The following is a 19,753-nucleotide window of genomic DNA, read 5'->3' as shown; positions in this document are numbered from 1 at the left end:
ACCGTCGCGCCCCCTCCGTGCTGTTCCCGGCCCGCCCGTGGCGAGGCCCGGCCGTGTCCGGACGGGCCCGCCGCCGGTAGTACCCGGTGTGTACACCGACCGACCCGCTGTCGCCCACCCGTCCACGCCCCGGTCCGCGCCCGGCGCGGGCCGCCCGTCCGCGCCCCCGTACAGTCCCGCGCCCCCGCGGGTCCCGCTCGACCCGGGCGGTCCCGCCGTCCCGTGCCCCCCGGCGGCCGGACCGCCCCGCCCCGCCGCCGTTCCGGTGGCCGGGCTGCGACCCGCCCTCGCCCCGCTCGTCGCGGCGCTGGCCCACCGCCACGGACTGGACGCCGAGGACCTGGAGCAGTCGGTCTGGCTACGGGCCTGCGAGCGCGCCGCCGCCGGCCGGCTGCCCGCCGACACCCGCTCCTGGCTGCGCTCGCTGGCCCTGCGCGAGTGCCGGCGCCTCACCCGGACGGCCGACCGGGAGCGCCTCGCGGCGGAGCGCGCCGAACGCCCCGCGCCGGCTCCCTCGGCGGAGGCGGAGCTGCTCGCCGAGCGGGGCCGGCAGGCCCTGTGGGCCTCGGTCGGCGCCCTGCCCGGACGCTGCCCCGGCCTGCTCGCCGCGCTCGCCGACGCGCCCGGGCTCACCTACGGTGACCTGGCGGGTCTGCTCGGGATTCCGCGCGGCAGCATCGGGCCCACCCGCTCGCGCTGCCTGTCCTGTCTGCGCACCCTGCTGCACGGCCTGCGGACGTGATGCTCGACACGTCGGGCGTCCGGGAGGTTGAGAGGAGCTGACGCTGGGGTAGAGCGGTGGCGAACGCACCTCTTGACGGTGTCGCGATCACACGGATACTGAGCGTGAGCGCGGCCCGGCCCGGCGGGCTGTGGTGCATCCTGCCGGGCTGGTACGTTCGTGCGCCATACCCCGGTCAGGACCGATCCCCGGCCGGGTACATCTCCGGCAGAGCATCCGGTGCGACACCCTCGAACCCGCGCGCCGGAGAACAACGATGGGGAGGCCCCTGTACATGGGCATGAGTGTGATCATCTCGGTGGCGGACAAGGAAGACGCGGAGCAGATCCTCAAGCTCCAGTACCTCGGCTACCAGAGCGAGGCCGAGCTGTACGGCGACTGGGGCATCGAGCCCCTGACGCAGACCCTGGAGAGCCTGCGCACCGAGCTGGCCGAGCGGCACGTGCTGGTCGCCCGGCTCGGCGACGAGGTCGTCGGGACCGTCCGCGGCCGGGTCGACGAGGGCGGTGTCGGCCGGATAGGGCGTCTGGTGGTCCACCCCCGGATGCAGCGCCACGGCCTGGGCGGCCGGCTGCTGGACGCGATGGAGCGGCGCCTGCTGGAGGACGGGTCGGTGCAGGTCTTCCGTCTCTTCACCGGGCACCGCAGCCTGGGCAACCTGCGCCTCTACGCCCGGCAGGGCTACCGGCAGACCGGCGTCGAGGCGGTCCGCGGCGAGCTGAGCTTCGTCGCGCTGGAGAAGCAGGTGCACAGCGAGCTGGCTGCCTCCGCCTGAGGTCTCCCCGGCGCGTGAGGTCTCCCCGGCGCCCGGATCCGTCGCGTGCGTGACGGATCCGGGCGCCGTTGTGCTTGGCAGCAAAGGGTCGTGTCCGCATTTCGGACTCGGGGTCCTGATATCTGGGACTAATTCGGTTGATCTGATTTACTGGCTCTCATGACTGCGACGACGAAATGGACCCCCACCGGCACCATGCCGGCAGGTGAGAGTGCCATGTGCCGTCGAATGTGTCACCGCTGAGGGCCACTGTCCTCCCCGGCCTCCGGCCGGTGGTAGCCCCCTCCTCGCGCCCCGAAGCGAGAACCCCGGCCGCTCCCGTCGCGGAGCGCCGCCGTGCCCGCCCGTCCCACCGCCCGACCGGGCGGGAGCCCTGCTGCCGTTGACCCGTGCGGGTCACGCCCCCGCGCGGGCCGCCCGCCCAGCCGCAAGGATCAAGGGATGGCAGGTCCGGAAACACCCTCACCGGCGCGTCGCCGCCCGCCCCCGGCCGAGACCCGGCCGGGTGGCCCCACGACGTCCGCCCCCGACCCACGGAAGCAGCTGTGATCACCACCACGGACCTCACGAAGGTCTACCGCTCGCAAGGCCGCGAGGTGACCGCCCTCGCCGGCGTCGACCTGCACGTCCGCGAGGGCGAGGTCTACGGCGTCGTCGGCACCAGCGGCGCGGGCAAGAGCACGCTCATCCGCTGCGTGAACATGCTGGAGCGGCCCAGCTCCGGCACGGTCACCGTCGACGGCCTGGACCTCACCGCCCTCGGCGGCCACGAGCAGCGCGCCGGCAGCGCCCTGCGCGAGGCCCGCCGGCGGATCGGCATGGTCTTCCAGCACTTCAACCTGCTCGCCTCGCGGACCGCCCAGGAGAACGTCGAACTCCCGCTGGAGATCATCGGCCTGGACCGCGCCCAGCGCCGCCGCAAGGCCGCCGAACTGCTCGACCTGGTCGGCCTCGCCGACAAGGCCCGCAGCTACCCCAGCCAGCTCTCCGGCGGCCAGAAGCAGCGCGTCGGCATCGCCCGCGCCCTGGCCGGCGACCCCAAGGTGCTGCTCTCCGACGAGGCGACCTCCGCCCTCGACCCCGAGACCACCCGCTCCATCCTCAAGCTGCTGCGCGACCTCAACCAGCAGCTCGGGCTCACCGTCCTGCTGATCACCCACGAGATGGACGTCATCAAGTCCGTCTGCGACTCGGCGGCCCTGATGCGCGGCGGCCGGGTGGTCGAGTCCGGCGAACTCACCGACCTGCTCGCCACCCCCGGCTCCGAACTCGCCCGCGAACTCTTCCCGCTGAGCGAGTTCGGCTCCGGCCACCCCGGCCGGACCGTGCTGGAGATCACCTTCCAGGGCGACACCTCCGCCCGCCCCTTCGTCTCGCAGCTCGCCCGCACCTACCAGATCGACATCAACATCCTCGGCGCGGCCGTCGAGACCATCGCCGGCCGGATGGTCGGCCGGATGCGCGTCGAACTGTCCGGCTCCCACCAGGACAACGTGGTGCCGATCGGCTTCCTGCGCGAGCAGGGCCTGCAGGTGGACGTGCTCGACGCGGCGAACGGAGCAGTGGCATGAGCAGCACCCTGACCTGGGACCAGATGCAGGACCTGATGTGGCCCGCCACCTGGGAGACCCTCGGCATGGTCGGCATCGCCACCGCCGCCACCATCGTGATCGGGCTGCCCGTCGGCCTGTTCCTGGTCCTCACCGACAAGGGCGGCCTGCTGCAGAACGTGCCGGTCGCCCGGGTGCTCGGCGTGATCGTGAACGTCGGCCGCTCGATCCCGTTCATCATCCTGATCGTGGCGCTGATCCCGTTCACCCGCTGGGTGGTGGGCACCTCGCTCGGCTGGCAGGCCGCCGCCGTGCCGCTGGCCGTCGGCGCCATCCCGTTCTTCGCCCGCCTGGTCGAGACCTCCGTCCGCGAGGTGGACGGCGGCCTGGTCGAGGCCGTCCAGTCGATGGGCGGCTCGACCTGGACGATCGTCCGCAAGACGCTGCTGCCGGAGGCGCTGCCCGCCCTGGTCGCCTCCGTCACCACCACCGTGATCGCCCTGATCGGCTACTCCGCGATGGCCGGCACCGTCGGCGGCGGCGGGCTCGGCGACCTGGCGTACCGCTACGGGTACCTGCGCTTCCAGACCACCTTCATGTGGGTGATCGTCGCCGAGCTGGTCGTCATCGTGACGGTCCTCCAGCTGATCGGCGACCGGATCGCCCGCCGCCTCTCCCACCGCGGCTCGTACCCCAGCCCGCTCGGCCTGCTCTTCGGCTCCCGCCGCCGCGCCGCCGACGACGAGCTCGCCTCCCACTGACCCCGCCGGCGGCCCGACCCAGGGCCCGGCGAGAACCGGCCGCACGTCCGTCACCAACGGCCCGGACGGCCGACCGCAACCCCGCAGAAAGGCACTTTTCGTGCGTAACGTCCTGAAGACCACCACCGTCCTCGCCACCGCCGGCCTCGCCCTCTCGCTCGCCGCCTGCGGCAGCTCCGGCTCCTCGCCGGCCGGCGCCTCCGCGGACCCGAACAAGACGCTGACCGTCGTCGCCAGCCCCACCCCGCACGCCCAGATCCTCCAGTACGTGAAGGACAACCTCGCCGAGAAGGCGGGCCTCAAGCTGGACGTCAAGGTGGTCAGCGACTACGTGACCCCGAACACGGCGGTCCAGGACGGCTCCGCGGACGCCAACTACTTCCAGCACGTGCCGTACCTGGACGACTTCAACCAGAAGAACGGCACCAGCATCGTCCCGGTCGAGACGGTCCACCTGGAGCCGCTCGGCGTCTACTCCAAGAAGGTCAAGGCGGTCGGCGACCTCAAGGACGGCGCCCAGGTCGGCGTGCCCAACGACGCCACCAACGAGGGCCGGGCGCTCAAGCTGCTCGCCGACAACAACGTCATCACCCTCAAGGCCGGCGCCGGCACCGCCGCCACCGTCCAGGACATCGCCACCAACCCCAAGAACCTCAAGTTCAAGGAGCTGGAGGCGGCCCAGCTGCCGCGCGCCCTGGACGACCTGGACGCCGGCATCATCAACGGCAACTACGCCCTCGACTCCGGCCTCAAGCCCGCCACCGACGCCATCCTGCTGGAGAAGGCCGCGGGCAACCCGTACGCCAACATCCTCGCCGTGAAGAAGGGCAACGAGGCGGACCCGCGGGTCAAGAAGCTCGCCGAGCTGCTGCACTCCGCCGAGGTCAAGAAGTACATCGACGACACCTTCCAGGGCTCCGTCATCCCGGCGTTCTGACCGGACCGGCCCCGCGCCGTCGCACCCGCCCGACCGGGCCCCCGCCGCACGCCGGCGGGGGCCCGGTCGGGCAGTATCGGGGGGTGAGGGTGTGACGGACGGCCTTTCTGACGTACCGTCGTGCGGTCCGTGCACCGCGTGACACCCGGGACCCGGTGGGGCGTACGGTGTGTCCACGACCCGGCGAGGAGAGACGGCATGGCAGCGAGCTTCCCCGAGACCGCCATCAGCACCGAACGGCTGCTGCTGCGCCCCCTTGAGGTCGGCGACGCCCCCGCGCTGGCCGAGCTGATGGCCGACGAGCCGGTGCACGCCTGGACGGACTTCCCGCAGCCCTTCACCGAGGACCTCGCCGTCCGGTGGGCCACCGCCCTCGCCCCCGCCCACCGGGCCGAGGGGCACGGCATCCGCTTCACCGTCACCGAGCACCTCACCCAGCGGGTGGTCGGCCTGGTCGAACTGCGCCACACCGACTGGCGGCTGCGCGCCACCGAGATCTGCTACGTCACCGCCCCCTGGGCACGCGGCGAGGGCTACGCGGGGGAGGCCGTGCTCGGCGTCGCCCAGTGGCTCTTCGAGGACCGCGGCTTCCAGCGACTGGAGATGCGGACCGCGGCCGGGAACACCGCCGCCCAGCAGGTCGCCCAGAAGGTCGGCTGCATCAGCGAGGGCGTGCTGCGCAGCGCCTGGATAGTGCGCGGGAACGAAGCCCTCACCGCCGCCGCCCCCACGGGCGAGAGCCGCAGCGACCTCATCCTCTGGAGCCTGCTCCCCGAGGACATGGAAGAGGTGCCGCAGCTGCCCGACCCGCGGGCCGGGCGGTACGTCCTGCGGGACTGACCGGCGCCGGCCGCCCCCGCCGAGGGGGACATGTGTACGAGTTGTCGCCGGTGGGGCCGGCTCACCGGGTAGCCTCTGCTCCTGGACGGACCCGGCCGGGTCCCGGTGGTCCGTGGGCCACCCCGTTCCGCGCAGTGCGCAGAGTCGAGGAGAACAGCCGCAGATGGCTGACCGGATCACGGTCATCGGGTGGGACGGCACACCGCTGACCGAGGCCGCCGGCGCGGCCCTCGCGGCGGCGACCCTGGTGGCCGGGGCGCCCTACCAGCTCAACGCCCTCCCGGTGCCGGCCGGCGCCGAACGGATCGCCCTCGGCAGCGTGCAGCTGGCGGCCCGTCGGATCGCCGAGCACCGGGGCGCGGCCGTCGTGGTCGCGGAGGGCGACCCCGGGTTCTTCGGCGTCGTCCGCACCCTGCGCCGCCCCGAGTACGGGCTCGAACTGGAGGTGCTGCCCGCCGTCTCCTCGGTGGCCGCGGCCTTCGCCCGCGCCGGGATGCCCTGGGAGGACGCCCAGGTGGTCAGCGTGCACGGCGGCCGGCTGCGCCGGGCCGCCAACATCTGCCGTGCCCACCCCAAGGTCGCGGTGCTCACCGCGGCCGGCGCCGGCCCCAGCGAGCTGGCCCTGATGCTGCGCGGCGTGCACCGCACCTTCGTGGTCTGCGAGGGGATCGGCACCCCCGACGAGGACGTCACCGTGCTCACCTCCGACCGGGTCGCCGACCACCTCTGGCGGGACCCGAACGTGGTGCTGGTGATCGGCGGCAACGGCCCGCAGGCCGCGGCCGGCGAGGCGGCCGGCTGGCTGGCCGGGCGCCCGGTGGGATTCCCCGGCGCGGAGCGCGGCTGGGCGCTGCCCGCCGACGCCTACGCGGGCGCCGGGCGCGCGGGGGAGGGCGGGGGCGGGCCGGACGCACTCCCCGCGCACGTCCGTGCGCTGGTGCTCGCGCGGCTCGGCGCGGGCCCGGGCGACCTGGTCTGGGCGGTGGGCGCCGGCAGCGGCGCGCTGGCCGTGGAGGTGGCGCGGTTCGGCGCGGCCGTGGTCGCGCTGGAGGAGGACAGCGCGGCCTGTGCGCGGATCGCGGTCAACGCCCGCCGCTTCGGCGTCGAGGTGGAGACGGTGCACGGCTCGGGCCCGCAGGCCCTGGGCGGTCTGCCCGAACCGGACGCCGCGGTGGTCGAGAGCGGGGGAGCGGAGGCGGTGCGGGCGGTGCTGGCCCGCCGCCCGGAGCGGATCGTCGCGGTCGCCCGGACGTTCGCCGAGGCCGAGGAGATCCGTGCGGCGATCGCCGGCGCCGGCTACCGGACGGAGGGCGCGCTGCTGCAGTCGACCCCGCTGCAGTCGGCGCCCGCCCAGCCGGCGCCGGTGCGTCCGGCCGTGGCCCGGAGCGGCTCGTTCGTGCCCGCCCCACCCCGCTCGGCCCCGTCCGGACCGGTGCCGGTGAGGGAGCAGGCCGGCCCGGCGGCCGGGCTGGTGCTCGGCGCGGGGACGCAGACGGTGCTCCTCTGGGGCGAGCAGGGGGCGTGATCCCGGCCGGTGCGCGGTGATCCCGGTCGCATCCGGACACGGATTCGAGAGGTGGCCGCCCCAGGCCGGTAGTGTGGCGTCCTGGGTGGCCGTGGCAGCCGCACCATGCCCGATCTGGTGCGTTTGTCGCCTTTTTGACGTGGTGCAACCCGCTGTGGCTCGAAGTGTGGGCAATTCGACGGGTCGCGCGCCGGACCGGGAGAATGCCGTAGGGTCCGGTGCGATCGTGCCGGTTGCCCAGGGTTGTCGTTAATTCAGATGGCGCACCACTCCTGACGGGTGGGGCGCAGGCCGGGGTGCCGCAGCGCGCCGGAGATCAACGGCCGCAGCGCCCCAGGCGCGGCGGCCGCGAGTGGTTGAGGGGCGGGCCGGAACCTGGCCCGGCTCGTGAGCGGATGTGGGCGCTGCGGTCGGTGATCGCGTCGCCGAGGGCGCGGCAGCGGCCTGGAAGGAGCTTTGACATGACCGATGGCGGCCACGTCCCCAGCGAGGGACTGCCGGAGCACCTGCTCGCCGGGTCCCACCCGGCCGGCCGGCCGGAGGGCGTCGCGGTACCCGTCGCCCCGGCACCGGGAGCGGCGGAGCAGGGCATCCCCGGCTTCCCCGTCCAGGCGGCCCCGGCGCACGCGCACGGCGCGACGCTCCACGGCGGGACCCTGCACGGCGCGGTCCCGCCCGGCGGCGAGGGCCTGCTCCAGCGCCCCGGCTTCACCTTCCTGGACCAGCCCGACCCGCAGGACGGGCTCGACGACGAGGACGACGTGCTGCTGATGCCGGGCCCCCAGGGCTCCTGGGGCGAGCCCCTCGCGCACATCCCGGCCGAGCCGCCGATGCTCGCCGCCGAGGTCCCGGCCGGGGTGGACACCGTCGCCCTGCGTCCCCTCGGCGAGCAGGAGCCCGCCGCCGAGCCGGCCCGGGCAGCCGCCGGGACGCCGGTCGAGCCCTCCTGGCCGCCGCTCGCGCCGCCGGTGATGGCCGCGCCGGGCCAGGACCTCGCCGCGCCCGCGCTGCTGGCCGCCGCCCAGGCCGGCGCCGAGCCGGCCGCGGAGCCGGTCCAGGCCGCGCCCGCCGCCGCGCCCCTCCAGGCCCAGGACCAGCTGACGGCGGTTCAGCAGCCCCGCCGCCCCCTGCACGCGGGCCCGCCGATCCCGGACCCGTCGCTGATGACCGGCCACGTGCCGGTCCGTTCGCTCGCCGACCGGGGCCCGTCCCAGGGCAGCACCCCGGCGCACGGCGTACGGCTCGTCGCTCCGGTCGAGCAGCCGCCGGCCGCCGCGCCGGTGGCGGCCCAGCAGCCGCCCGTGGCGCAGGCCGTCCCGGTCGCGGACGCTCCGGTGGCCGAGGCCCCCGTCGTGGCCGAGACGCCGGTCGTGGTGGAGACCCCCGTCGCGGCCGCGCCCGTCCTGGACGGCGCCGCCGCCGGGGCGCCCGCCCCGGCGCCGGACGCGCCGCAGGCCGGGACGGTGACGGCCGCACCCGAGCCGGCCGAGCCGGTTGTCGAGGCGCAGCCGGTCGTCGAGGCGCAGCCGGTGGCCGCGCCCGAGCCGGTCGCCGAGGCGGCGCCCGCCGTGGTGCCGGAGCCGCAGCCGGTGGCCGCGCCCGCGCCGCCGCGGGGTCGGATCTCGGCCTTCCTGGCCGCGCCCACCCCGCACGGCCTGCCCACCGTCGAGGCCCAGCCGGTGGCCGCCCCGGTGCCGGCCGAGCCGGTCGCCCCGCAGCCGGCCGCGGAGCAGCCCACGGCGGAGCCGTCCGTTCCTGTGGTGGCCCCCGAGCCGGTGGTCCCCGAGCAGGCCGTGCCCGAGCAGGCCGGCACGGAGCAGGCCACCCCGGAGCCCGCCGCCGTGCAGCCCGCCGCCGAGCAGCCCGTGGCGGAGCCGGTCGTCGCGGCGCCGGCGGAGCAGCAGGAGGGCCCCGTCGTGGTCGCGCAGGAGCTGCCCGGGCAGCCCGCGCAGCCCGAGGACGGGCAGCCGCACCCGGTCGCCGAGGCCGTCGCGAGTGCCGAGGCCGTCGAGGCCGTCGAGACCGCCGAGACCGCCGGGGGAGCGGAGCCGGCTGCCGCGCAGCCCGCCGAGGCCGCCCCCGAGACGGCCGCCGGGACCGGCGACATGCCGTCCGGCCGTCCGGTCGACCCCGCCACCGTCGACCCGCAGGCCGTCGACCCGCAGGCCGCCGACGTGCTGCCGGCGCCGGACGCCGCCGCCGATCCGGTCCAGGTGCAGCTCCACGAGCAGGCGCCGGCCGAGCAGTCGGAGCAGTCCGGGCCGTCCCAGGAACAGTCCCCGGCCGGGCCCGAGGGGCCGGCCGGCCCGCAGGCGCAGACCGAGCAGCAGACCGCCGACCAGCCCCGGGCCGAGGCCGCCCCTGAGCCCGAGGAGGGCACCGCCATCGCCGACCGCACCGACCCCGCCGCCTCCGTAGCCGACCCCGCCGTCGAGCCGTCCGACGCCGTCGTCGACGGTGCCGCCGCCGGGACGGTGGCCGAGCCGCAGCCGGAGGCCCCCGCCGTCCCGCGCCCGCCGGCCGCCCAGGGCTTCGACGACGCCGGCCGGGAGGCCGTGCACCAGGTGATCCGGGAGCGCCGGGACATCCGCAACGGCTTCCGCCCGGACCCGATCCCGCACGAGGTGCTGATCCGCGTCCTGGAGGCGGCCCACACCGCGCCGAGCGTCGGCTACTCCCAGCCCTGGGACTTCGTGGTCATCCGTTCGGCGAAGACCCGGCGCAAGATGCACGAGCTGGCGGAGCGCCAGCGGGTGGCCTACGCCGACTCGCTGCCCAAGGGCCGGGCCAAGCAGTTCAAGGAAATCAAGATCGAGGCCATCCTCGACACCCCGGTGAACATCGTGGTCACCGCCGACCGCACCCGCGGCGGGCGGCACACGCTGGGCCGGCACACCCAGCCGCAGATGGCCCCGTACTCGGCCGCGCTGGCGGTGGAGAACCTCTGGCTGGCCGCCCGCGCCGAGGGCCTGGGCGTCGGCTGGGTGAGCTTCTTCGACGAGGACGAGATGGTCCGTGAGCTGGGCCTGCCCGAGCACCTGGAGGTGGTCGCGTACCTGTGCGTGGGGTACGTCGACTCCTTCCCGGCCGAGCCGGAGCTGCAGCAGCAGGGCTGGGCGAAGAAGCGCCCGCTGTCCTGGGTGGTCCACGAGGAGCAGTACGGGAACCGGGCGCTGCCCGGCGAGGAGCCGCACAGCCTGCTCGCCGACACCCTGCGGGGCATCCGGCCGCTGGACGCCAAGGCGCTCGGTGAGGCCTGGGACCGCCAGAAGCGGATGACCAAGCCGGCCGGCTCGCTCGGCATGCTGGAGATCATCTCGGCCCAGCTCTGCGGCCTGTCCCGCAAGTGCCCGCCGCCGATCCCCGAGCCCGGCTGCGTGGCCATCTTCGCGGGCGACCACGGGGTGCACGCCCAGGGCGTCAGCCCCTGGCCGCAGGAGGTCACGGCCCAGATGGTGGCCAACTTCCTGGCCGGCGGCGCGGTGATCAACTCCTTCGCCAAGCAGATCGGCACCGAGGTCGTCGTCGTCGACGTCGGCGTGAAGACCGAGCTGCCGGACGCGATCCAGTCCGGCCGCACCACCGGCCTGCTGCCGCGCAAGGTCAAGCCCGGCACCGACGACATGACCCAGGGCCCGGCGATGAGCCGGGAGGAGGCGCTGAAGGCCATCGAGGTCGGCATCGAGACCGCCCGCGACCTGGTCGCGGCCGGCAACAAGGTGCTGATCACCGGTGACATGGGGATCGGCAACACCACCGCCTCGGCCGCCCTGATCTCGGTCTTCGCCGGCCTCGACCCGGCCGAGGTGACCGGCCGCGGCACCGGCATCGACGACGCGATGCACGCCCACAAGATCGAGGTGATCCGCGCCGCGCTGGCCCTGCACCAGCCCGACCCGAGCGACCCGATCGGCGTCCTCGCGGCCGTCGGCGGCCTGGAGCACGCGGCCCTGGCCGGGTTCATGCTCGGCGCCGCCTCGCTGCGCACCCCGGTCGTCCTGGACGGCGTCATCGCGGGCTCGGCGGCGCTGGCCGCCAAGGCGATCGCCCCCGAGGTGCTGGCGGCCTGCATCGCCGGCCACCGGTCGGCCGAGCCCGGGCACCAGGCCGCGCTGGCCAAGCTCGGCCTGCGTCCGCTGATCGACCTGGACCTGCGCCTCGGCGAGGGCACCGGCGCGCTGCTCGCGCTCCCGCTGGTGCAGAGTGCTGCCCGTTCGATGCACGATGTAGCCACGTTCGACTCCGCCGGGGTCACCGAGAAGGCCTGACCCGGACGCAGTCCCCCGTACCCGGCCCGAGGGCGCGCCGGGTACGGGGCCCGCCGCCGTACCCGAAAACCCTCCCTCCCACCCAGGAGCCCCGCCCATGACCGCGCCCACCCCAGCGCCCAACCCGCACCCCGGCACCGAGGGCCGCACCCCGTACCCCGTCGGCCTGCTCCTCGACCGCCGCCGGGTGGTCGTGGTCGGCGGCGGCCAGGTGGCCCAGCGCCGGCTGCCCGCCCTGATCGCCGCCGGTGCGGACATCCAGCTGATATCGCCGACCACCACCCCCGCCGTGCAGGCGATGGCCGACGCCGGCGAGCTGACCTGGCACGCCCGCCCGTACGCCGCGGGCGACCTGGCGGACACCTGGTACGTGCTGGTCGCCACCGACGACCCCGCCGTGAACGTCGCGGTCAGCGCCGAGGCCGAGCGGCTGCGCGTGTTCTGCGCCCGCAGCGACGACGCCGCCGCCGCCACCGCGTGGACCCCGGCCTCCGGCCACGACGGCGGTGCGACCGTCGCGGTCCTCACCGGGGACCCCCGCCACTCGGCCGCCCTGCGCAACGCCATCGTGGACGGCCTGCGGGACGGTTCGCTGGCCGCCCGCCAGTACCGCGAGCGCCTCCCCGGGGTGGCCCTGGTCGGCGGCGGCCCGGGCGACCCGGACCTGATCACCGTGCGCGGCCGCCGGCTGCTGGCCGACGCGGACGTGGTGGTCGCCGACCGCCTCGCCCCCCGCGAGCTGCTCGCCGAGCTGGCCCCGCACGTCGAGGTCATCGACGCCTCCAAGATCCCCTACGGCCGCTACATGGCCCAGGAGGCGATCAACCGGACGCTGATCGAGCACGCCAAGGCCGGCAAGTTCGTGGTCCGCCTCAAGGGCGGCGACCCGTACGTCTTCGGGCGCGGCGGCGAGGAGCTGCTGGCCTGCGCGGAGGCCGGCCTGCCGGTCACCGTCGTCCCCGGCATCTCCAGTTCGATCAGTGTCCCGGCGGCCGCCGGCATCCCGGTCACCCACCGCGGGATGACCCACGAGTTCACCGTCATCTCCGGCCACGTCGGCCCGGACGAGCGCTCGCTGACCAACTGGGACGCCGTCGCCGGGATGACCGGCACCGTGGTGCTGCTGATGGCCGTGGACAAGATCGGCGCCATCGCGGCCCGGCTGATCGGGGCCGGCCGCTCGGCCGACACCCCGGTCGCGGTCGTCCAGGAGGGCACCACCGCCGGCCAGCGGCGGATCGACGCCACCCTCGGCACGGTCGCCGAGACCGTCCTCGCCGAGCAGGTCCGCCCGCCCGCCGTGATCGTGATCGGCGAGGTGGTCGGCGTCCTCGCGGACGCCTTCCGGCTCTGAGCCTTCCCCCCGGCCCCCCACGCGGGGGCCGGGGGCGCGCGCCGGTCCCGCCCGGCGGGTGCCCCACCGCCGTGCGCCGGGCGGGGCGCTACGCCAGCGGCTGCTCGGTCCAGATGACCTTGCCCGAGCCCGTGTACCTGGTGCCCCAGCGCTCGGCGAACTGCGCCACCAGGAAGAGCCCGCGACCGCCCTCGTCCATGGTGGCCGCGTACCGCAGGTGCGGCGAGGTGCTGCTGGTGTCCGAGACCTCGCAGATCAGCGACCGGTCGCGGAGCAGCCGGACCCTGATCGGGCCGGTGGCGTAGCGGATCGCGTTGGTGATCAGCTCGCTCAGGATCAGCTCGGTGACGAACGCCGCCTCCTCCAGCCCCCAGTCGGCCAGTTGCCCGCTGACGGCGGCCCGCACCCCCGACACCGCCGCCGGGTCCGAGGGCACCTCCCACTCGGCTACGTGGTCGTCGGCGAGCACCCTGGTCCTGGCCACCAGCAGCGCGATGTCGTCGGTGGGGTGGCTGGGCAGCATCGCGTCCAGCACCTCCGTGCAGGTCTCCTCGGGGGTGCGGCCCGGGTGGGCCAGCGCGGCGCGCAGCAGGTCCAGGCCGACGTCGATGTCCCGGGTGCGGTCCTCGACCAGCCCGTCCGTGTACAGCACCAGCAGGCTGCCCTCGGCCAGCTCCAGCTCGGCCGTCTCGAAGGGCATCCCGGCCAGGCCGAGCGGCGGCCCGGCGGGCAGGGTGGGGAACTCCACCGTGCCGTCCGGGTGCACCACGGCGGGCGGCGGATGGCCGGCCCGGGCCAGCGTGCAGCGGCGGGAGACCGGGTCGTAGACGGCGTACAGGCAGGTCGCGCCGGTGACCGCGGAGTCGCCGAGGTTGGCCGCCTCGTCCTGGTCGATCCGGTTGACCAGCTCGTCCAGGTGTCCGAGCAGTTCGTCGGGCGGCAGCTCCAGCGCCGAGAAGTTGTGGATCGCGGTCCGCAGCCGCCCCATCGTCGCGGCCGCGTGCAGGCCGTGCCCGACCACGTCGCCGACCACCAGCGCGACCCGGGTGCCGGCCAGCGGGATCACGTCGAACCAGTCCCCGCCGACCCCCGCCTGGGCGGGCAGGTAGCGGTGCGCCACCTCCAGCGCGTTCTGCGGCGGCAGCGAGCGGGGGAGCAGGCTGTGCTGCAGGGTGACGGCCATCGCGTGCTCCCGGGTGTACCGCCGGGCGTTGTCGACACAGACGGCGGCGTGCGCGACCAGCTCCTCGGCCAGCGAGAGGTCGTCCCCCTCGAAGGCCTCGGTCTGCTCCAGGCGCCAGAACCGCACCACGCCGAGCAGCACGCCCCGGGCCCGCAGCGGCACCCTGATCAGCGAGCGCACCCCGTACTCGACGATCCGGGCGGCCCCCTCCGGGTCCTGCGTCCGCCAGTGGTCGGCCCCGGCCAGGTCGGGCTCCAGCACCGCCAGCCCGCCGCTGAGGCTGGCGGCCAGCGGGGTGTCCGGCACCACGTCGAACAGCGCGCCCACCGGCTTGAACGGCGCGTCCGCGTTCACCGCGCCGAGCGCGGCCCGGCGCATCCGGCTGATGCCGGCCGGCGGCTCGTCGCCCTCCAGCACCTGCTCCGCCAGGTCGACGCTGACGAAGTCGGCGAACCGGGGGACCATCACCCGGGCCAGCTCCTCGGCGGTCCGGGTGACGTCCAGCGTGGTGCCCACGGTGACCCCGGCGTCGTAGAGCAGCCGAAGCCGGCGCCGGGCCACGTCCGCCCGTCCGGCCAGGCCGAGCAGCTCGGTCGAGTCGCGCAGGGTCGCCACGCTGCCGGGCGGTCCGCCGTCGCGGTCGGTCGGCCGGATGTTGACCGCGATCAGCCGCTCGCCGGCCGGCACCACGTCGTCCGTCACCATCCGGCCCGAGGCGAACAGGGCGGCCATCGCCGGGTCCAGGCCGATCTCGCCGACCGGCCGCCCCTCCGCGTCCGGCGGCAGGCCGAGCAGCCGGCGGGCCTCGTCGTTGGCCAGCACCAGCCGCCCGCTGCCGCTGAAGATCAGCACGCCCTCCCGGACGGCGTGCAGCACCGCGTCGTGGTGCTCGTACATCCGGGTCATCTCGCCCGGGTCCAGGCCGTGCGTCTGCCGCCGCAGCCGCCGGCTGACCAGCGCCGTCCCCCCGGTGGCCAGCAGCAGGGTGCCCGCGGCGGCACCGAGGACGATCGGCAGCTGCCGGTCCGAGGCGCTGACCACCCGGTCGATCGTGATGCCGGCCGACACCAGGCCGACCACCTGACCGCTGGGCGCCCGCACCGGGACGATCGCCTGCACCAGCGGGCCGATCGTGCCGGTGATCTGCTCGACCACCACCCCGCCGCCCAGCGCCGGCTCGATGTTGCCGACGAACTTCTTGCCGATCCGGTCCTGCAGCGGGTGGGTGTAGCGGATGCCGTCGGTGTTCAGCACCACGACGAAGTCCACCCCGGTCTGGATCCGGACGGACTGCGCCTTCGGCTGGAGGACGGCGGTCGGGTCCGGGCTCTGCAGCGCGGCGACGATGCCCGGCGAGTTCGCGAAGGTCTGCGCGACGGCCACCGAGCGGTTCTTGGCCTCCTCGACGCTGTCCCGGTTGGACTGCACCACCAGCGCCACCACGGCCGCCGCCACCAGCAGCAGCACCACCACCACCTGGAGGGCGAACACCTGGCCGGCCACGCTGAGCCGGGACGGGGCCGACCGGATCCAGCGCCTGGTCGCCCGGACCGGACCCGTTCCGCCCGGGCGTCCCGAGGAATCGCGCGACGCGCGGGGCTGCTCAGGCCGGCCCGACGGGTTGCCGCCGGCCGAGCCAGCGGCCGGGCGCACCCCGGACCGGCCCGGAATTCGGGCCATACGCCATGTCTACACTGCCTTCGGCGAGCAGGCCAAGGGAGCCGCGGCGCGCCGGACCGCGCATTCACCGGTGACGCCCTGTGCACAGGCGCCCCGGGCCCCTTGGTGGACGGCCCGGCGGCCCGCCGCCCGGTCACCGCGCGTGCCCGCCGGAGCCGCCCGCCCGCCCGCCGCACCCCGGCCGGGCGCCCGTTTGGCCTTCGCCACCGCGACCGGGCAAGATCGCAGGGTGTCCGAACCCAGCACCATCACCGACCCCGCCGACCCGCGCCTCGCCGACTACACAGGTCTGACCGACGTCGAGCTGCGCCGCCGCCGCGAACCCGCCGAGGGCCTGTTCATCGCCGAGGGCGAGAAGGTCATCCGCCGCGCGCTGGCGGCCGGCTACCGGATGCGGTCGATGCTGCTGACCCCGAAGTGGCTGGAGGTGATGGGCGACCTGATCGCCGGCACCGAGGCCCCCGTGCACGTGGTCGAGGCCGGCCTCGCCGAGCAGGTCACCGGCTACCACGTGCACCGCGGCGCGCTCGCCTCGATGGAGCGCAAGCCGCTGCCGTCCGCCGCCGAGGTGCTGGCCGGCGCCCGCCGGGTCGCCGTGCTGGAGGGCCTGGTCGACCACACCAACCTCGGCGCGATCTTCCGCAGCGCCGCGGCCCTGGGGATGGACGCCGTGCTGCTCTCGCCGGACTGCGCCGACCCGCTCTACCGGCGGGCCGTCAAGGTCTCGATGGGCGCCGTGTTCGCCGTCCCGTACGCCCGGCTCGAACCGTGGCCGGCCGCCCTGGACGCCGTCCGGCAGGCGGGGTTCCAGCTGCTCGCGCTCACCCCGGCCGAGTCGGCGGTCTCGCTGGCGGACGCCGCGCCGCGCCGGCTGCCCAAGGCCGCCCTGATGCTCGGTGCCGAGGGCGACGGCCTGACCCGCCGGGCCCTGGAGGCGGCCGACCACCAGGTGCGGATCCCGATGGCGCACGGCATCGACTCGCTGAACGTCGGTGCTGCGGCGGCGGTCGCCTTCTACACCGTCACGGCGGGCTGACCGCGCGGGCCCTCCGCTCCGTGCCTCCGGGCGCGGCGGCCCGGCGCGGCCGGGCCGGGGCCGGTACGGGGGCTCAGCCGCCCGTGCCGCCGGAGACTCCGGCGCCCGGCCAGGACTCCTCCCAGGTGCCGTCGCCGCGCACGGTGTAGCGGGTGGACGAGACCGCGCCGGTCTGCGAGACCCGCTCCTCGCGCACCAGCGAGCCGCTGTCGATCCGCCAGCTCGCCACCGCCTGCGGGTTCGCGGCGGAGGAGCGGGCGGCCAGCGCCACGGGCGCGCCGCCGCTGAAGCCGAAGAGCTGCACCAGGTCGACCGGCACCGACCCCTCGGCCCGCCGCAGCACCACCAGCGCCGCCGCCGCGCCCCGGTACTGGGCCGGCAGCACGGCGCTGAGCGCCACCTGCGGGCCGTCGCCGGCCGAGCGGCCGTCGCGCAGCCGGATGCCGCTGCCGCCCGCGGGGTCGGGGAAGCTGCGGTTGGGCCAGTCCACCGCGGGCAGCGCGCCGACGGCCGGGCCGAGCCCGGCGTCGGGGCCCGGCGGGTTGCCGCGCGCCGCGGCGGCGAGGGCCGCCGTGGACTGCGCGGCGGGCGGCTGCGCGACCGCGGGCGTCGGTGCGGCGGGCGACGGCGTGCCGCCGGCCGGCTGGGTGGCCGCCACGTCCACCGAGAGCCCGGCCGGGGCGGCCGGGGCGGAGGCCGCGGCCGGCACCGCGCCGGGCCGGCCGAGGCTCTGGTCCGCGCGGTTCTCGCAGCCCTGGGCCGCGGCGATGGCCAGGGCCACCCCCACGGTCACCGTGACGAAGACGATCACCCGCTGCCGCAGCAGCCGCCGCCGGGAGCCGCTCGGGCGGCCGGGTGCGGGCGTGTGCTGGCGGTCCCGCGGGGCGCCGGCACGGCCGGGCGGCGGGGTCTGCTGGCGCGGCCTCAGCGGCCGGGTGCGCTGCACGGCGTCGGCGCGGGGCAGCGGCGAGGTGTCCGGCTGGCCGTAGGGCCGCCGGCCGGGCGCGGGGCGCTCCGCACCGGCCCGCACCCGGGCCCCGACGGCCGGTCCGGGGGCCCGCCCGGGGGCCGGTACGGCCGGCGGTACGGGAGCGGCCGGGCGGGCCGGCGCCGTGCGTCCGCCGCCGGTCGCGGCGGCCCCCCGCGCGGCCAGCTCGCTGAGCCGCTCGTGCAGCGCGGCGGCGCCGGGCCGCTCGGTCGGCTCCTTGGCCAGGCAGGCCTTGACCAGCGGCGCCAGTTGCGGCGGCACGGCCGACAGGTCGGGCTCCTCGTGCACCACCCGGTAGAGCATCACCTCGGAGGAGGCGCCGGAGCCGAACGGGGAGTCCCCGGTGAGCGCGTAGGCGAGGGTCGCACCGAAGGCGAAGACGTCGGTGGCGGGGGTGACCGCCGCCCCGCGCACCTGCTCGGGCGCCAGGAAGCCGGGCGAGCCGACCGCGGTGCCGACGTGGGTGAGCGTGCTGGCGCCGCGCGACCAGGCGATCCCGAAGTCGATGATGCGCGGGCCCTTGGGGGACAGCAGGATGTTGGAGGGCTTGAGGTCGCGGTGCACCACCCCGGCCTCGTGCACCTTGACCAGCCCGTCCGCCAGCGCGGCGCCGATCCGGGCCGCCTCCGGCCAGCCGAGCGGTCCCTCGTCGCCGACCCGCTTGTAGAGCGAGGGCCCGGGGACGTACGCGGTGGCCAGCCAGGGCCGGTCCGCCTCGATGTCCGAGCCCATCACCCGCGCCGTGCAGCCGCCCCGGATCCGGGAGGCCGCCGCGATCTCGCGCGCGAAGCGGGTCCGGAACTCGGCGTCCTCCGCCAGCTCGGCGCGGATCAGCTTGAGCGCGACCCGCTGCCCCCGGCGGTCGGAGCCGAGGAACACCACGCCCATGCCGCCGGCCCCCAGCCGCCGGTGCAGGCGGTACGGTCCGACGATGCGGGGGTCCTCACGCCTCAGCCGCATCATCGCCATCTTCGTTCCCGTCAGCCCGTGGGTGAGACCCCGTCGGTTGGGGCATCGTCAGATCCTGTCCGGCACAGCTTACGGACTGCCCGCTGCGGTGTGCTGATACGCAACACCCCAACGGCCCGTGGGATTGTCGGATCTTCCCCCGTTCGCGGCCGCGGCACCCGCGCTGACCAGCTGCGGGAGCTGCTCCGCGATGATCGCCCGGGCACCGCCGGGCGGCCGCTCCAGGGGCTCCCCGCGCGCTCCCTCGGGGTCGTTCTCAGGGTTCCCTCGGGGGTGTGATCCCCGTCATCTCCGCCTTCGGTAGTAGGCCGCCGCGCCGGTCGTCATCCTCCGGGATGCCCGGCGAACCGTACGCGGGCATGACGCGCGCCCACCCCCCTGCGCCATAGCGTTGCCTTTAGCGGTGGGCGGGAGGCTCGTCCCCCGAGGTAGACCGTCCACCGCGCCAGCCGCGGGCCGCACCCGCGGCCCGCGTGCGGCACCGCGAGCACCCGGTGCGAGCGCTGCGGGCCGGACGAACGGCAGGACCAGCACGACCAGCACCGAGGACCGACCAGCACCGACAGCGCGACCAGCACCGACGGCAGGCCGGTCCCGGCCGGCACAGCACACCACCGACCACCGGAACGGGTAGGAGCAGGGCAGATGGCACCGCAGGTCACCGGACCAACCCGCCGCCGGCCCGCTGCGGCCCGGCGCCCGGGCGCCCAGACCAGGCACCCGGCGGTGGCCCTGGCGATGGCGCTGCCCTGCGCGGTGCTGCTGGTCATGCTGTTCGGCGGCTGGGAGCAGATGGCGACCCAGGCCCAGGCCGTCGCCGACCTGATCGGGCACTGATCCCCTGGGGACGGGGAGTCGGTGCCGGCCGAGGCGCCGCGCCCGCGGTGACACGCGGACGGGCGGGGAGCGGGGCGCTGAGCGCCTCGGCAGACGGAGTTGCCGCGTACGGATGCCGGTGAGGGCACCCGTACGCGGCTCTCCCATGTCCGGGGCACCCCTGACCCGGCCCTCCGCCCGGGCCGTCCGCCGACCAGCACGCGGGACCGGGCCAGCTCCCGGCGCGGCCCGTGGCCGCCGGAACACGACGAAGGCCGTGATCCTCACGGACCACGGCCTTCGGCTGAACTGTGCGCGATACTGGGATT

Annotated in this window: 12 protein-coding genes, 1 tRNA gene and 1 pseudogene (1 of these 14 only partly in view); 11 read left to right on the top strand and 3 right to left on the bottom strand. The window is 75.9% G+C overall.

Annotated elements, in window-relative coordinates; genetic code table 11:
• The first annotated feature begins 265 nt into the window (after window positions 1–265).
• The 9 genes from IE329_RS21170 to cobA all read left to right on the top strand — a co-directional run bounded on the left by IE329_RS21170 (window position 266) and on the right by cobA (window position 12,752).
• Complete coding sequence (locus IE329_RS21170) at window positions 266–742, top strand: RNA polymerase sigma factor (RefSeq protein WP_190212508.1); 477 nt, start codon at window positions 266–268, stop codon at window positions 740–742.
• Between the two features lie 274 nt (window positions 743–1,016).
• On the top strand, window positions 1,017–1,517 hold the full coding sequence (locus IE329_RS21165) for a GNAT family N-acetyltransferase (protein ID WP_190212541.1): 501 nt from the start codon (window positions 1,017–1,019) through the stop codon (window positions 1,515–1,517).
• A gap of 545 nt (window positions 1,518–2,062) precedes the next feature.
• The gene (locus IE329_RS21160) at window positions 2,063–3,088 is read left to right on the top strand and encodes a methionine ABC transporter ATP-binding protein (protein WP_073921517.1); all 1,026 of its coding nucleotides are present in this window, start codon (window positions 2,063–2,065) and stop codon (window positions 3,086–3,088) included.
• Between the two features lie 8 nt (window positions 3,089–3,096).
• On the top strand, window positions 3,097–3,828 hold the full coding sequence (locus IE329_RS21155) for a methionine ABC transporter permease (protein ID WP_190212540.1): 732 nt from the start codon (window positions 3,097–3,099) through the stop codon (window positions 3,826–3,828).
• Window positions 3,829–3,928: 100 nt separating this feature from the next.
• Complete coding sequence (locus IE329_RS21150) at window positions 3,929–4,765, top strand: MetQ/NlpA family ABC transporter substrate-binding protein (RefSeq protein ID WP_190212507.1); 837 nt, start codon at window positions 3,929–3,931, stop codon at window positions 4,763–4,765.
• Window positions 4,766–4,963: 198 nt separating this feature from the next.
• On the top strand, window positions 4,964–5,605 hold the full coding sequence (locus tag IE329_RS21145) for a GNAT family N-acetyltransferase (RefSeq protein ID WP_190212506.1): 642 nt from the start codon (window positions 4,964–4,966) through the stop codon (window positions 5,603–5,605).
• A 163-nt stretch (window positions 5,606–5,768) separates the two neighbouring features.
• A complete protein-coding gene (gene cbiE, locus IE329_RS21140; RefSeq protein WP_190212505.1) occupies window positions 5,769–7,130 on the top strand; it encodes a precorrin-6y C5,15-methyltransferase (decarboxylating) subunit CbiE in 1,362 nt (453 codons plus the stop codon).
• Between the two features lie 461 nt (window positions 7,131–7,591).
• The gene (cobT, locus tag IE329_RS21135; protein ID WP_190212504.1) at window positions 7,592–11,398 is read left to right on the top strand and encodes a nicotinate-nucleotide--dimethylbenzimidazole phosphoribosyltransferase; all 3,807 of its coding nucleotides are present in this window, start codon (window positions 7,592–7,594) and stop codon (window positions 11,396–11,398) included.
• Between the two features lie 97 nt (window positions 11,399–11,495).
• Window positions 11,496–12,752 carry a uroporphyrinogen-III C-methyltransferase gene (gene cobA, locus IE329_RS21130; protein WP_190212503.1) on the top strand — a complete coding sequence of 419 codons (1,257 nt, stop codon included), beginning with the start codon at window positions 11,496–11,498 and terminating at the stop codon, window positions 12,750–12,752.
• A gap of 88 nt (window positions 12,753–12,840) precedes the next feature.
• Here cobA and IE329_RS21125 read toward each other — a convergent pair whose 3' ends face one another.
• Window positions 12,841–15,615, bottom strand: a complete 2,775-nt coding sequence (locus tag IE329_RS21125) for a SpoIIE family protein phosphatase (RefSeq protein ID WP_190212502.1) — start codon at window positions 15,613–15,615, stop codon at window positions 12,841–12,843.
• Between the two features lie 229 nt (window positions 15,616–15,844).
• Here IE329_RS21125 and IE329_RS21120 point away from each other — a divergent pair, with 229 nt between their 5' ends.
• Window positions 15,845–16,651: a TrmH family RNA methyltransferase gene (locus IE329_RS21120; RefSeq protein ID WP_190212501.1), complete on the top strand. Its 807-nt coding sequence runs from the start codon at window positions 15,845–15,847 to the stop codon at window positions 16,649–16,651.
• Window positions 16,652–17,387: 736 nt separating this feature from the next.
• Here IE329_RS21120 and IE329_RS21115 read toward each other — a convergent pair.
• Window positions 17,388–18,608: pseudogene (locus IE329_RS21115) on the bottom strand (serine/threonine-protein kinase); the annotation flags it as partial.
• A gap of 645 nt (window positions 18,609–19,253) precedes the next feature.
• Between IE329_RS21115 and IE329_RS21110 the strand changes: the two are divergent.
• Entirely contained in the window at window positions 19,254–19,445 is a 192-nt protein-coding gene (locus IE329_RS21110) for a hypothetical protein (protein WP_190212500.1), read from the top strand.
• Between the two features lie 291 nt (window positions 19,446–19,736).
• Here the strand turns inward: IE329_RS21110 and IE329_RS21105 are convergent.
• A tRNA-Val gene (locus IE329_RS21105) sits at window positions 19,737–19,753 on the bottom strand (it continues 155 nt past the right edge of the window).

The organism is Kitasatospora indigofera (assembly GCF_014655955.1).
GTDB lineage: Bacteria > Actinomycetota > Actinomycetes > Streptomycetales > Streptomycetaceae > Kitasatospora > Kitasatospora indigofera.
This window is presented reverse-complemented; position numbering and strand designations above follow the sequence as displayed.